At 40.2% G+C, this 14,089-nt stretch carries 15 protein-coding genes; 4 read left to right on the top strand and 11 right to left on the bottom strand.

All coding sequences use genetic code 11. The features are described from left to right. Positions 1-142 precede the first annotated feature (142 nt). The 3 genes from MKY17_RS03150 to MKY17_RS03140 all read right to left on the bottom strand — a co-directional run bounded on the left by MKY17_RS03150 (position 143) and on the right by MKY17_RS03140 (position 4,066). Complete coding sequence (locus MKY17_RS03150) at positions 143-1,540, bottom strand: amino acid permease (protein ID WP_098370511.1); 1,398 nt, start codon at positions 1,538-1,540, stop codon at positions 143-145. Between the two features lie 331 nt (positions 1,541-1,871). Further along, positions 1,872-2,831: an L-threonine 3-dehydrogenase gene (locus tag MKY17_RS03145; RefSeq protein ID WP_098370510.1), complete on the bottom strand. Its 960-nt coding sequence runs from the start codon at positions 2,829-2,831 to the stop codon at positions 1,872-1,874. A gap of 44 nt (positions 2,832-2,875) precedes the next feature. Beyond that, entirely contained in the window at positions 2,876-4,066 is a 1,191-nt protein-coding gene (locus MKY17_RS03140; RefSeq protein ID WP_098370509.1) for a glycine C-acetyltransferase, read from the bottom strand. A gap of 377 nt (positions 4,067-4,443) precedes the next feature. On the opposite strand from MKY17_RS03140, the gene MKY17_RS03135 reads away from it, so the two are divergent. Then, complete coding sequence (locus MKY17_RS03135; protein ID WP_257790335.1) at positions 4,444-4,575, top strand: hypothetical protein; 132 nt, start codon at positions 4,444-4,446, stop codon at positions 4,573-4,575. A gap of 92 nt (positions 4,576-4,667) precedes the next feature. Here the strand turns inward: MKY17_RS03135 and MKY17_RS03130 are convergent, their stop codons facing one another. Continuing rightward, a complete protein-coding gene (locus tag MKY17_RS03130) occupies positions 4,668-4,868 on the bottom strand; it encodes a hypothetical protein (RefSeq protein WP_098370508.1) in 201 nt (66 codons plus the stop codon). Between the two features lie 275 nt (positions 4,869-5,143). Between MKY17_RS03130 and MKY17_RS03125 the strand changes: the two genes are divergently transcribed. Beyond that, complete coding sequence (locus MKY17_RS03125) at positions 5,144-6,043, top strand: 3-hydroxyacyl-CoA dehydrogenase (protein ID WP_098370507.1); 900 nt, start codon at positions 5,144-5,146, stop codon at positions 6,041-6,043. A 163-nt stretch (positions 6,044-6,206) separates the two neighbouring features. Here MKY17_RS03125 and MKY17_RS03120 read toward each other — a convergent pair whose 3' ends face one another. The 5 genes from MKY17_RS03120 to MKY17_RS03100 form a co-directional block, all read right to left on the bottom strand. Further along, entirely contained in the window at positions 6,207-6,737 is a 531-nt protein-coding gene (locus MKY17_RS03120) for a DUF1456 family protein (protein ID WP_098370506.1), read from the bottom strand. Positions 6,738-6,853: 116 nt separating this feature from the next. Next, a complete protein-coding gene (rlmD, locus tag MKY17_RS03115) occupies positions 6,854-8,239 on the bottom strand; it encodes a 23S rRNA (uracil(1939)-C(5))-methyltransferase RlmD (protein WP_098370505.1) in 1,386 nt (461 codons plus the stop codon). After that, on the bottom strand, positions 8,236-9,120 hold the full coding sequence (locus MKY17_RS03110; protein ID WP_098370504.1) for a DNA-3-methyladenine glycosylase: 885 nt from the start codon (positions 9,118-9,120) through the stop codon (positions 8,236-8,238). The genes rlmD and MKY17_RS03110 overlap by 4 nt, the downstream gene beginning before the upstream one ends. Positions 9,121-9,242: 122 nt before the next feature. Continuing rightward, on the bottom strand, positions 9,243-10,019 hold the full coding sequence (gene pdaA / locus MKY17_RS03105) for a delta-lactam-biosynthetic de-N-acetylase (RefSeq protein WP_098370641.1): 777 nt from the start codon (positions 10,017-10,019) through the stop codon (positions 9,243-9,245). Between the two features lie 228 nt (positions 10,020-10,247). Next, positions 10,248-10,433 carry a hypothetical protein gene (locus MKY17_RS03100; protein WP_098370503.1) on the bottom strand — a complete coding sequence of 62 codons (186 nt, stop codon included), beginning with the start codon at positions 10,431-10,433 and terminating at the stop codon, positions 10,248-10,250. Positions 10,434-10,544: 111 nt separating this feature from the next. Between MKY17_RS03100 and MKY17_RS03095 the strand changes: the two genes are divergently transcribed. Further along, the gene (locus MKY17_RS03095) at positions 10,545-10,682 is read left to right on the top strand and encodes a hypothetical protein (protein WP_179891013.1); all 138 of its coding nucleotides are present in this window, start codon (positions 10,545-10,547) and stop codon (positions 10,680-10,682) included. Between the two features lie 49 nt (positions 10,683-10,731). On the opposite strand, the gene MKY17_RS03090 is transcribed toward MKY17_RS03095, so the two are convergent. Together MKY17_RS03090 and MKY17_RS03085 are read right to left on the bottom strand one after the other, a co-directional pair. Next, a complete protein-coding gene (locus MKY17_RS03090) occupies positions 10,732-12,300 on the bottom strand; it encodes a fumarate hydratase (RefSeq protein ID WP_098370502.1) in 1,569 nt (522 codons plus the stop codon). A gap of 307 nt (positions 12,301-12,607) precedes the next feature. Then, on the bottom strand, positions 12,608-12,793 hold the full coding sequence (locus MKY17_RS03085) for an SE1561 family protein (RefSeq protein ID WP_034305661.1): 186 nt from the start codon (positions 12,791-12,793) through the stop codon (positions 12,608-12,610). 150 nt (positions 12,794-12,943) lie between these two features. Between MKY17_RS03085 and yfkAB the strand changes: the two genes are divergently transcribed. Further along, complete coding sequence (gene yfkAB / locus MKY17_RS03080; RefSeq protein WP_098370501.1) at positions 12,944-14,071, top strand: radical SAM/CxCxxxxC motif protein YfkAB; 1,128 nt, start codon at positions 12,944-12,946, stop codon at positions 14,069-14,071. Positions 14,072-14,089 lie beyond the last annotated feature (18 nt).

The raw sequence follows: 14,089 nt of genomic DNA, 5'->3' as shown, positions 1-14,089 counted from the left end.
ATATCCAACAAGCAATATCTATAGCACAACTTTCATCTTCAACTATCATTTTATCATCTCTTATCAAAGCTAAACTGCCCTTTTAGTTTCATTGGAAAAGGGCTGCCGAAGCAACCCTTTGCAAAACCAAGTGAATTATAGATTAACCCACTTTATCTTCCTTCTGAGCCATTGTCTGAGCATCGGCTTGTACACGCTTGCCTATTCCAAAAGCGAAATAACTAATTACAACGATAGCGAGAAAACCTATTCCAACCATTAGTGATATACGTGTGTCATCATTAAACCACATACCGATTAATACCATAAACAAGAAAGCGATGGTCAGGTAGTTTGTAACAGGTGCAAATGGCATTTTGAATGGATGATTGTGCATTTCAGCTTTTTTAATTTTCCTGAATTGAATTTGGCTGATCAGAATGACAAACCACGGAATCATACCAGGAAGCACACTCGCACTATATACATGCACAAATAAATTTTCTGGTGCAATATAACTTAAAACAACCCCAATCGCTAACCCGACTATCACTCCGAACGTACCGAATAAAGGTACACCGCTATTAGATACTTTCGCAAAGAATTTTGGCGCTTGGCCATTCATCCCTAATGTGTAAAGCATACGTCCTGCACTGTAAATACCACTATTGCAGCCAGACATAGCAGCCGTGATTACGACAAAATTAATGATTCCAGCTGCTGCCGTGATACCAACTTTCGCAAAAGTAGCAACAAATGGACTGCCAATCGCACTTAATTGATCCCAAGGGTAAACGGTTACAATAATGAAAATCGCACCGATATAGAAAATTAAAATACGCCAAATGGTACTTTGAATCGCTTTGGTTATCGTTTTTTGCGGATCTTTTGCTTCACCAGCCGTAATTCCGATTAATTCTACACCTTGATAAGCGGCAACCACCAGTGAGAGAGCAAAGAAGAAGCCTTTCCAACCACCTGTAAATAAACCACCATGTTCCCAAAGATTCGATAATCCTAAGGCTTCCCCTCCGTTACCGATTCCAAAGAAAATAAGTCCAAATCCTGCAACGATCATTAATATAATCGTTACGATTTTAATCAGTGCAAACCAAAATTCAATTTCCCCAAAGGATTTAACGGAAATTAAGTTCGCTGCTCCAAGAATCACCATTGCGATTAAACCTGGAATCCAAGCCGGGAGATCAGGGAACCAATACTGCATGTACGTCCCCACTGCAATTATTTCTGCCATCCCGACAATAACCCACTGGAACCAGTTACTCCATGCAGTCATATACCCTGCCAATGGATGAATGTACTTATAACCAAATGTTGCAAATGAACCTGTACTTGGCTCTAAATACAACATTTCCCCCATTGCACGCATGATTAAGAATATAAAAATCCCAGAGATCGCATAAGCTAACATTACTGACGGACCTGTCCATTGAATCGTGCTGGCTGAACCCATAAATAAACCGACACCAATAGTTCCGCCCAAAGCGATCATCTGAATATGACGACCTTTCAAGTCCCTATTCAAATCTTTGTTTGCCATTCCATTTCCCCCTACACTACTAATAGTCGAAATTTAATGCAAGATGCTTAATACACTCCCTATTTAGTATAGAAATGATATAGCAGGCTCCATTTTTTTAATCTTTCTTAAAGCTGCCTCATAAAATCATTCTTCACTCTTAAGCATTCCTGACAGTTAGAAAGATTACTATCAAATTTCATGTTATATCTTAATTCTGTTCAAGGTGTAATAGAAAGCGCTTACTTTTTATCGTTTATAACAGCCCACCCCTTATACGTTAAAATTCCTCTGTATAAAGTAACTCGAATAAAAGAGTATTGCAACTCTTTTATTCGGCTGGCGTTTTAATTCATGCTGTTACTAAAAGGGACTTCAATCTCAGCTTCAACAACATATCATTCGTCATTTTCTCTAAATCATATTCCGCCTTGAATCCCCACTCTTCCTTTGCACAAGTTGAATCTATTGTATTTGGCCAACTATCGGCAATGGATTGTCTTACAGGATCGACCTCATAATTCATGACAAATTCCGGAATATGCCTTTTGATCTCGGCTGCAATTTGCTCCGGATCAAAGCTCATGGCTGACACATTGAAAGAATTGCGATGTTTTAATTTTGAGGCATCTGCCTCCATTAGATTAATGATGGCAGCTAAAGCATCAGGCATATACATCATATCCATATACGTTCCCTTATCAATGTAAGAAGTATATCGCTTGTTTTTAATCGCTTCATAGTAAATTTCAACTGCATAGTCGGTAGTTCCACCGCCAGGAGGTGTGACATACGAAATCAGTCCCGGGAATCGAAGCCCCCTCGTATCAACCCCAAATTTATGATGATAATAATCACATAATAACTCTCCGGATACTTTATTCACTCCGTACATCGTATTCGGTCGTTGAATGATATCTTGCGGTGTCCAATCTTTAGGGGTGGTTGGACCAAACGCACCAATCGAACTAGGTGTGAATAATTGGCAATCGAGTTCCCGTGCCGATTCCAAAGCATTGACCAATCCGCCCATGTTTAAATGCCAAGCTAAAAGAGGTTTCTTTTCAGCTGTTGCTGACAATAAAGCGGCTAAATGTATAATTGTATCCACTTCATGTTTTTTTGCCATGTTAAACATCGCTTTTTCATCTGTAACATCTAAAATCTCAAATGGACCTGATTGGGCAACATCGCTGTCCGTTTTTCGAATATCTGTTGCAATGATATTGTCAGCTCCATAAATCTCTCTCATTTTCAGCGTCAGTTCTGAACCAATTTGACCTAAAGCCCCCGTTACTAAGACCTTTTTCATCAAAAATCCCTCCCTATGTTTTAAACTCTGAAACAAGCAATCTCTTATATGATCGACATCTCTTTTCCTACTTTTTCATAAATGGCTATTGCACGGTCCAGCATCTCTTTTGTATGAGCTGCAGTAGGCATATTCCTCACTCTTCCTGTACCCTTTGGAACGGTAGGGAATACGATGGATTTAGCATACACACCTTCTTCATTCAGCCTCTTGCTGAATTGCTGCGTTTTTGCTTCATCCCCTATGATGCAAGGCGTAATCGGTGTTTCGCTCTCCCCGATATCAAACCCTAATTCCTTTAGGCCTTTTTTCAAGTAATCACTGTTTTCCCACAGCTTATTTTGAAGTTCTGAGCTATTCATCAAAATATCGATGGCTTCTATACTAGCTGCAACTGCTCCCGGTGTGGCAGCCGTTGAAAATAAAAATGGACGGCTTCTCACTTTTAACCAATCAATCAAATCTTTCTTTCCTGCTACATAGCCTCCAACAACACCAATTGCTTTGGATAATGTTCCAATTTGGAAATCCACTTTATCCGATAACCCAAAATGTTTTACCGTTCCTGCACCATTACCTAATACACCCGATCCATGTGCATCATCAACATAAGTAATTAAGTCAAACTCCTCTGCAATCTCCACAATTTCAGGAAGCTTGGCAATATCCCCGTCCATCGAGAAAACTCCATCGGTAATGATCATGACTTTGTTATACAATCCGGACTCCTTTGCTTGGCGTGCTTTTGTCCGTAAATCGTCCATGTCGGAATGGATAAAGGGAATAATTTTCGCCTTGGATAATCGGCATCCATCAATGATTGAAGCATGGTTCAGTTCATCTGAAAGAATGGCGTCATGTTTATCCATCACTCCTGAAATCGCTGCCATATTACAGTTAAATCCAGATTGATAAGCAATGGCTGCTTCTGTATGTTTAAACTCGGCAAGCTTTTCTTCTAATTTGACGTGAATATCCAATGTTCCGTTGATCGTACGAACGGCACCGGCACCGACACCATATGTTTTCGTCGCTTCTATGCAAGCCTCTATTAATCGTCTATCTGTTGCTAAACCTAAATAATTATTGGATGATAAATTAATTAACTCCCTGCCTGCAATGGTGATTACCGGACCATTTGGACCTTCCACCGGATCAATAACGTTGTATAGTCCCTTTTCTTTTAAATCTTCCAAATTTTCTTTCAAAAATTGATTTAATACTTCACTTGACATTTAATATACCCCCTCATTGATGGCTGGAATAAATGCAGGATTTTTATATGTTTTACCCCTATTTAAAAAAAACATTGTATTTATTTCCTTTTTTCTAAAAATACAGGTGTCTTCTCCAAAAACACACAAAGGATTAACCTAAATCCCTTTATACTAAGTGTTATAACAATCATAATAATAGATAATTTTAATGTTGTCCATATTGCACGGACAAAAAAATCGGAATTTTTGTAGTTTTACAATAAACATTCGCCTAAAATGCGCTTATATCAACGGAAATACGAAGAGAAAATAATCATCAATTTTCAATGTGAACGATGTTTTATCTTCTGTTTTTTGGAGACATTAACAAATAACTACAACTAAGGAGGGGTATTGTGAAAACAGAAGATGAAAAAACCTCGGAAGGCCTAAATGAGATTTTTGAAATTATTAATGCAAAAGGTGACATTGGGGAACTAAAAGAAATCGTCCAAAAATCTGATGAACAAACAAATGAAGACAAGTAAACTAAGGGGTATAATTATCCTCTTTTTTGTCTGTTTTACATTGTACTAATGGACGCTTAAGTCCATTACAACAATAAAAAAAGAGCTGCTGATCAACTTAGGATATTGAAGTTACGTTCAAGTACAAAGAAATCAAAAAAAACAAAAAAGTTATGCACATTATCAGGAGGAAAGTTTGAAAAATTAGGATTTTTTCTATTTCCTTCTTCCTTTATCCACACCTTGTGATTTTCTACAATGTAACAGCCCAGCGGTCTTTCCTCTGAATAACCCATTAACAGCTCAATGGCCATCCATTGGTCCACCCCTGGAATTCTTTTCGATTGAAATGCAATAGGCAACTTTCCTTTCATGATGTAATGAGCAAAACATACAAGCTATGCAAAGAGATAGGCAAAAGTTATGAAGAATGTCCTACATCTGAGAAGGTTTGTTACGTTCGTAACATACGTTTATCAGGTTTCATTAAGGGAAAATAACGTATATCAAGCTAATTCCTGCATCTATTTTCAAGATAAGTGAAATAATTAACAAGAAGTGATATTCAAAGAAATAAAGGAGAATGGCTGTGAAATATAAAAATATCACGATTGCCGGCAGCGGTGTTTTAGGAAGTCAGATCGCATTTCAAACCGCCTTCAAAGGATTCAACGTATCTGTATATGACATCAATGATGAAGCATTGGAACGTGCAAAAGATAGGATCACTAATTTGAAGCCATACTATAAAGAAGACATAGGCGCAACGGAGGAAGATCTCAATACTGCTTATGCCCGCATTTCTTTCCACAGTGATTTATCTGCTGCAGTATCCGAAGCTGACCTTGTGATTGAAGCGATTCCAGAAGTGGTTCAAATCAAAACGGATTTTTACACGGAGTTAGGAAAAGTGGCTCCTAATAAAACAATTTTCGCGACGAACTCTTCAACATTATTGCCAAGCCAATTTGCCGAAGCAACAGGCCGTCCAAAAAAATTCCTGGCGTTACATTTCGCTAATGAGATCTGGAAAAACAATACGGCAGAAATCATGAAACATCCTGGAACGGATAGTGAAGTGTTCGATGAAGTGATTGATTTTGCAAAAGCGATTGGAATGGTTCCTCTGCCTTTACATAAAGAGCAGCCAGGCTATATTTTGAATTCCTTACTGGTCCCCCTTTTGGATGCTGCCCAAATGCTCTTATTAAAAGGAGTGGCAGATACGGAAACCATCGATAAAACGTGGATGGTCGCAACAGGAGCGCCTCTTGGCCCTTTCGCCATTTTAGACGTGGTAGGAATCAATACCGCTTATAATATTTCACTTGCAAAAGCGAAAGCGACAGGTGATCCAGAGGTTGAAAAGCTGTCTAACCTATTGAAAATAGAGTATATCGATAAAGGGAAAATCGGTAGAGAAGCAGGAGAAGGCTTCTATAAATATCCCAACCCCAATTTCGCAAACCCAGACTTTTTAAGAGGTTAATGAACGTGCGAAGGTGCCTTAAGGGTGCATTATGTTTTTTAACTGTTTCGAACTTTCCAATGACTTCAATAACGTTCATACTAAAAGAAAAAGACCCTGAAATCGGAAAAGTACTTTTCACGAAATCAAAGCCTAATTGTAATGATGTGCATGATAAAAACAGTTACTGAACCCTTACCCTATATCTCAAAGTTAATCCTTTTAAGAAATTTCTGGCGTATCGATCCCCGCACTCTTTATAATTCCTATGACCCACTTTCCTTAATATAGCGCTTAATTCCCCTTTTGTTATCATGACACCTGCTTCATCTAAGATATCAATCATATCCTCGCTGGTTAATGTCAATGCTATTTTCAGTTTCTTCAGAAGGATATTATTCACACTTTCCTTAATCTTTACATCCGGTGCCTGACTTTGAGGCTGACCAGGTTTTGGCTCTTGTCTCCCTCTTTTAAAAATGATCAAACCATTTAAAAAGGACTCTAACATCATGTTATTGCAGTTTACCCCATCTTCATCTTCATCCATACCATCATCATATTCATCATAATAATCATCTTTTGGTTTTGTGAGCATCTGCATGACTTCTTCTCTTGTCACTTCAATATCCCCGAGCTTAAATATCTCAACCATATCTTTATTTTTAATATCCAGCGCATATCTTAATCGAATTAATATATCATGATTATGCATCCAAAACCCTCCTATGTATTTCTCGATTTCACAGTACTTTCATTATTTCACAAATGGATGGAAATAAACGCAGATTAAAATCCGAGAATCTTTTACAGATTCCCGGATCACTCTGCTTATTCTTTAATCAGCTTCAATGAGGTTACTACTTCAACATGGCTCGTCTGCGGGAACATGTCCACCGGCTGCATGGCCTCCACGCGATAAGAAGAGCTCAGTTCTTGTAAGTCCTTCGCCAATGTGGACGGGTTGCATGATACGTACACAATGGTTTTCGGTTTAACTTTCAAGATTGTCTGCAGTAATGATTGATCACAGCCGGATCTTGGCGGGTCGACGACCAGTACGTCCGGTTTCCAGCCTTCTTTGGTCCAGCTTGGAAGGATATTCTCGGCTTTGCCTGTTTCATAGAAAACATTGTTGCGTTTATGTTTTTTTGCATTTTTCTTGGCGTCCTCAATGGATTCTTTAATGACGTCCATTCCTCTGACTTCTTTGGCATTTTCGGACAGCCATAGGCCAATGGTCCCAACACCACAATAAGCGTCAACCACTTTTTCCGTGCCGGTTAAGGCTGCTGCTTTTTTCACTTCATCATATAAGCGAACAGTTTGGACCGGGTTAAGTTGGAAGAAAGTACGGGCTGATAGTTCGTATGATAGGTCACCCAATGTTTCGTTGATGACTTTTTCACCTGCCAGGTGAATCGTTTTTTCGCCAAAGATAAGTGATGTGTTCTGGTTGTTGATGTTTTGAACGACCGATTTCACTTCTGGCAGTTGGTCACGAATTTGTTTAAGCAACTGATCTTTTTGTGGAATTTCTTCCGCACCAGTAACGAGGACAACCTGTACTTCACCTGTTTCAAAGCCTACCCGTGTAATGACTGTACGGATAACACCTTTTCTTTTTCTTTCGTTATAAATCGAGATGTTCAGGTTCTTTAGTATCTTTTTCACTGTACGCGTTACCTTATTTGTTGCCTTATGCTGTACAAGGCAATTCGGGATATCGATCAGTGTGTGGGAATTCAAGCCGTAAAGGCCAGCAATCAATTTGCCATCTTTTTGGCCGACTTGGTACTGACTCTTATTGCGATAATTCCAAGGATCTTCCATGCCGATCGTTTCTTTTACATTTAATGAAGAAACTGGGAATTTCGAATGACGTTCCATCGCTTGAATGACGATATCGCGTTTTTCAATAAGCTGCTGGGCATAACTTAAATGCTGTAACTGACATCCGCCGCATTCAGCATAAACCGGACATGGTGCTGCAATGCGATGCGGTGATTCTTTACGGATGGTTTTTATTTTCGCCTCAGTGAAGTTTGACTGAACCTTTGTGACCATAGCTACAATTTCTTCACCAGGCAATGCACCTGGGACGAAGACGACTTTCTTTTTGAAATAACCGACTCCCTCCCCGTTAATGCCAAGCCGTTTAATCGTAAGGGGAAGGGTTTGATTTACTTCCAGTTTTGTATCTTGAATGTTTGTCATTTCTTTTCACTCCGTTTTTCAATGCTTCTCCACAAATAGAGGGAAGCGTAGCTTAGATATGGGGCCCATTTCACACTATAGGACTCCATTTCTTCTTGGGTCGGCTTTTGCGGTAAGCCATATAATATTTTCAAGGCATTTTGAATGCCAATATCGGCTTTAGGAAATAGGTTCGGCCGGCCAAGTCCAAAAAGCAGGAAGTTTTCAGCCGTCCATCTACCGATACCGCGTATTTTTATTAGTGTATCCATAACCTCTTGATCGGATAGCTTTTCCATTATATCAAGGTTGAGATGGCCTTGAATGATCTGCTCGGAAAGTCCGATGACGTATTCGGCTTTTCGGCCACTAAATTGAATGGCTCTTAATTGTTCGATTTGAAGTTGGGCTGTTGTTTCCGGTGTCGGATAAAACCATGCACCTTCCATCTGGTAGCCGAAGGTTTTAACGAATCGTTCCGTGAGCGTATGGGCAAAGGATAAGTTCAATTGCTGATGTATGATGCATTTGACGAGGCAACTGTAGTAATCGAAGTCCAAGACTATGGCAGTACCGCGGTGTTCTTCGAAGATTCCCCTTAAATCTGATTCCCGGAAATGCCGGGAAACGCCTTCTAATGGCTGATGCCAATGAAAAACCTTTTTTAACCGTTCGATTGCTTTTGACTTGTAAACCTCTGAATGACCTTTGATGATAAAAGATGGTTCATCGATATTTCCTATTGCCTGAACCTGCAAAACGATTGGTTCTTTTTCTATATATAGCGGAACTTTTACCGTCCTGTTAGTAAAATCAACTACCTGAAGTGGGTCTAACGATAATCGTTCGAGAACTAGATCGAAATTATAGGGTCCTTGAACCTGTAATTTTTCTGTCCACACAAGCGATCCATCCTTTAGCAGTTTTCCACGTATTATAGCATGTTTCCAGAAATATTACTTGAAATTGAAGAGAATGGATAAAAGCGGGACCTGAATTATCACTACAGGACCCGCTTCTCATCTTAATAAAGCATTCGGTTCGGCAACCGTTTCTCAATCATTAAATCATCAAGGCTACTGAATGTGTACCCCTGTTTTTCAAGATCCGTCAGAATTGAGTCCAATGCTTCCGCATTATCCTTCGATACGGTATGCAGTAATAAAATCGCGCCAGGATGAATCTGCTTAAGCACTTCATCGTGTGCGAACGCGGCACCCTTTTGTTGATCAACAATCCAGTCTTTATATGCCAGTGACCAGAAGATGTGGTAATACCCTTCTTTTTTTGCAACCCTCATTGTTCTCTCATTAAATACCCCACGAGGCGGCCTTAAGTAATTCATTCCCTTTTGCCCCGTTAATTTTTCCGTTGCTTTTTTTACCCGCTCAAGCTCCATGCGTATCACATCGTCCGTCACGCTGGTCATATCCGGATGGTTCCATGAATGGTTTCCTACGATATGCCCCTCATTAGCCATACGGACAACAAGCTCAGGTGCGGTCTTTAAATAATGACCCGTTACAAAAAAAGCTCCAGGAGCGCCATGTTTTTTCAGAACATCTAAAATCTGGGCCGTATAGCCATTTTCATAACCGTTATCAAACGTTAAATAAACGGCTTTTTTCTTTGTATCCCCTTTATAAATCGCTTCATATTCAGGCAGCATTTCATTGAATTTTTTACCGGCATCGGCAGGTGTCCCATTTTTTCCTTTATTGAAACCCCAGTTATAGGATTCTGCAAAAGCTGGGCTTGCCAAAGAGCATATCAAGCATATAAAAGCGGATAAAATCACCATTTTTTTCATTGGAATATCCCCCATGTCCTTTTTTCTTATTGTTTGGAACATGAAGATTTATATGCATGATATTGTGAATGTCGAATTATTGGTCCAGGGTCTAATTTACTACGCTCAGGGACAAATTTTAGTACCGCGGTCCGAATTATTAAAGGTATTTCCCCGCAAAACCTTAATCCACATAAAAAAGGCCTATCCTCGAAAAAGGATTGGCCCCCCATGCTTTGTTTATCCTTTAAATAACGCTTGTGCCGCCTTCCAAATAATGGCGATAGCGAAAATGAGAACGATTACAATTCCGACTACGTCAAGGAATGTTTCAAGACCGGAGAAAATCGTATTTGCCACAGGAAGCTTGATGAAAGCAAAACCGGTTAACATGGCGATAAAGTATAAGATGTAGCTATTCTGCATGAAAATCCCCCCTTTCTCTTTTAATGTATGTGCGAGCGTTCCAAAAGATTGTACTTTTTTGAGTTAATTATCGCCTTTTTTTTCATATACATTTAGCAAGGGGGGAATGAAATGCTGGAATGGGTTATCACTATAGGCTTTGTTGGTTGTCTTGGTTTAGGTGGCGGAGTGTTTGTTCATTTTGTGAAAAGTGGATTGAATTTAGAGGATGCTTCAAGGATCGATCCACTGCCGAAAATCGAAAAGTAAGATATGCAAAAGACGCTCAACCGTTTGGTGAGCGTCTTTTGCCATACAATTATTTAAATACTGGTTCTTTGAATTGTGCCAATTTTTCCAACGAAGATTGCTGAACGTCTTTATGCAGGCTGTTTCCATGTGAATCCATGGTAACTACGGCAGTAAATCCTTCAACATTCAGATGCCACATCGCTTCTGGAATACCAAATTCGGTGAAGTTCACACCTTCGACGGACTTGATGCAGTCTGCATAATATTGAGCAGCCCCGCCGATTGCATTTAGATAAACGCCGCCGTGTTCACTTAGTGCCTCTAGTGTTTTCGGTCCCATTCCGCCTTTACCGATAACTGCACGGATGCCGAATCGTTTCATGATATCTCCTTGGTATGGTTCTTCACGAATACTTGTTGTTGGTCCGGCAGCCTTCACATGCCATTTACCTTCTTCGTCCTTCAGCATAACTGGGCCACAATGATAGATGATTTGTCCATCTAAGTCGATTGGTGCAGGATTTTCAGATAAATGCTTGTGGATGGCGTCACGGCCTGTATACATTCTGCCGTTAATATGAACTACGTCACCAACTTTTAATTCACGGATTTGTTCTTCCGTGATTGGTGCTTGCAGGGTGATTTCACGGGAAGCTTTAACGTCCGATTCAGCAGCGGCTGCCACTTCATCCTTCGCTGCTTTTTCTGCTTCTAAAGCAAAGTCGATTTTCTCGCCTTCTTGATACAACCACTCATTGATTTCACCTGTTTCAGGATTGACTTTCACTCCTAAACGGCGGAACGCCCAGCAGTTGTAAGCAACGGATACGAAAAAGCTTGCCGGAATACGGTGCATGACACCGATTTTACATCCAAGCAGTGTAGTTTCACCGCCAAAGCCCATCGTGCCGATTCCCAATTCATTAGCTGTCTTCATGATGTAATCTTCAAGTTTACGAAGGTCTTCATTCGGATTCACATCTTCATTACTGCGGAAAAGTTGAGCTTTAGCCAGATCATATCCGGATGAACGGTCCCCTCCGATACCAACGCCGATGAAGCCGGCACTGCAGCCTTGTCCTTGTGCTTGGTAGACAGAATGAAGTACACATTTACGGATTCCGTCCAAATCACGGCCCGCTTTCCCCAATCCTTCAAGCTCCATAGGCAGACTGTATTGGATGTTTTTATTTTCACAGCCGCCGCCTTTTAAGATAAGACGAACATCAATATAGTCATTTTCCCATTGATCAAATTTAATGACAGGAAGACCTTCCCCAAGGTTATCCCCACTATTTTCACCCGATAAAGAGTCAACTGCGTTTGGACGAAGTTTTCCGCCTTTAGTCGCTAAAATGATCGCATTTCGGATTGCTTTTTTTATTTCAAGTTGGTTCACGCCAACTGGAGTTTTTATTTTGAAAGTCGGCAGACCAGTATCCTGACAAATCGGTGATACATTGTCGTCAGCCATTGTAATATTATTCGTGATGGTGTCCAAGCTTAATGCAGAACGAGTACCTGCATTTTCACGTTGTTTTGCACTTTTGACCGCACGACGAACATCCTTTGGAAGATTCGTTGAAGTTTCAACGATAAGACTGTACATACTTTCTTGGAATTTTTGAATATCCAAATTTCTCTTCCCCCTCTTATTTCCCCTAGATTAGATTTAATCATTTCCCTGCTTCTCTATAAATAGCGAATGATTCAACACCCGTTTTATTATACATCTAACATAATCTTTCGAAAACAAGTAATTATTTTTCTTAATGAACAGCAATTTGGAGAGAAATGATCAAAGCGCCTTAAATAGCCCATAAGTCAAAATGTCATCACCAATCATTTCCAAGAAGATTTGATATTAAAAAGGGATGACGCAGATTTCTCGTCATCCCTTCATGAATATTAACATTGAAAAAGTCATACTATCGAAACAGATATTAGTCTTCCCGGGTTTTGAATTGTTCCACTTTGCCTTCCAAATCATCTATCATGCCGATTAAACGGTCTATATCTTCCAACTCCGTATTTTCCGGTTCGATATGATCAAGAACTTCCATGAACATCGTGAGGCGTTCTTTTAAGTATGTTAATTGTTCGTTTTTACCTGTAATGGATTTTCCCATGAGGCACTCTCCTTCCGTTCTTCTTTCATCGTAACGAAATCTGCTTGAAAGTGCAATGGCAAGCTATAAATGCAGCTCTCCGCCATTTGACAATTTTTGTTCCCATTGTTCATAATGGGTTAGTGCATTATTACGTAAGGAGTTTTAAATATGTCAATAATCAAGCAAGATCTTTTAACACCAATTACACCCAAGTATGATCCTTGGGAAGCATATATGGACGTTGAACAATATGGAAAACTCAGCCTCACCAACGTGGAGTTCACCACCACCACCCTTTGCAATATGCGTTGTGAGCATTGTGCCGTCGGTTACACACTTCAGCCCAAGGACCCGGATGCCCTGCCTCTGGAATTACTGATTCGGCGTCTTGATGAGATCCCTTTGCTTCGCTCGCTCAGCATTACTGGCGGGGAACCGATGCTTTCAAGAAAACAAGTGAAGAATTATGTTTTGCCTCTATTGAAATATGCCCGTAGCCGCGGGGTACGGACACAAATCAATTCCAATTTGACCCTTGACTTGGAACGGTATGAGGAAATCATTCCTTATTTGGATGTTCTGCACATTTCCCATAACTGGGGAACGATCGATGAATTCATTGATATCGGCTTTGCCATGATGGACCGAAAACCATCTCGGGAACAGCGAAAGATATTATTTGATAAAATGATTGAAAATTCCCGTGCCCTGACAAAAGCTGGTGTGCTGGTATCTGCAGAAACGATGCTTAATAAACGGACATTGCCTCATCTTGAGCATATTCACAGACAGATCGTCGATGAAATGGGATGTCAAAGGCACGAAATTCATCCGATGTATCCAAGCGATTTCGCTTCGGCACTTGAAACTTTATCATTGGATAATATGCGTGAAGCGATTCATCATTTGCTTGATATCCGTGATGAAAATGTTTGGATGCTTTTCGGTACCCTGCCATTTTATCCTTGCAATAACAGTAAGGAGGATATAAAGCTGCTTCAACGACTTTATGGTTCACATAAAGTGACCGTACGGAATGACCCTGATGGACGTTCCAGGTTGAACATCAATATTTTCACCGGGGAAGTGATCGTGACCGATTTCGGTGACGCGCCTACATTAGGGAATATCAAAGACCAGTCCTTGACCGATTCCTATGACACATGGATGAATTCGAAACTGGCCAATGAATTGAACTGCCACTGCCCGGCAGTCAAATGTCTGGGCCCGAATGTTCTCGTCAAAAATGCCTACTACCCGAAGGATGACTTCAGGATGAGGAAGTCAACCATATGAAGAAAAACTCGCCAAGCC

The sequence above is a fragment of the Peribacillus sp. FSL P2-0133 genome, assembly GCF_037975445.1.
Classification (GTDB): Bacteria; Bacillota; Bacilli; order Bacillales; family DSM-1321; genus Peribacillus; species Peribacillus simplex_E.
Note: the sequence above shows the minus strand (reverse complement) of the source record. Positions and strands in the feature narration are given on the sequence as shown.